At 67.7% G+C, this 436-nt stretch carries 1 pseudogene; it reads right to left on the bottom strand.

What is annotated here, in order from left to right:
- Nucleotides 1-327: pseudogene (locus D3D02_RS20060) on the bottom strand (AI-2E family transporter); the annotation flags it as partial.
- Nucleotides 328-436: the final 109 nt, after the last annotated feature.

The raw sequence follows: 436 nt of genomic DNA, 5'->3' as shown, positions 1-436 counted from the left end.
CGTCGTCTCGAAGCCGCCGACGCTGATCGGGACGGCGTCGGGTATCCCTTCGAGGATGGCGATCAGCTCCGCCCGGCGCCGGTACAGCGCGTACAGGAGCGGGGCGACGAGGAGCGTGGCGCCGAGGAAGGCGACCGCGGTGGCGACGCCGCAGGCGATCCGGAGTGGAAGTCCCCGGCCGACGAGCCGCTGCCGGAGGGGATAGAGGACGTACGCGACGGAGACCGCGAACACGACGGTCCGCAACACGTTCGCCAGCACGACCGCCGCGAGCGCCGCCAGAGAGACGAGCAGCGCGGCCAACAGCCGCTGCCGGGTGAGAACCATGTGTCCGAGTCGCAATCACCGACGAAAGTCGTTGCGGTGGCCGCGGCGACCGCGAGTTAGCTTTTAAATGTTCGCGGCCGGTGGCGACAATTGCTTATAAAGAACAATG

The organism is Halobellus sp. Atlit-38R (assembly GCF_003665925.1).
GTDB classification, from domain to species: domain Archaea; phylum Halobacteriota; class Halobacteria; order Halobacteriales; family Haloferacaceae; genus Haloquadratum; species Haloquadratum inordinatus.
This window is presented reverse-complemented; position numbering and strand designations above follow the sequence as displayed.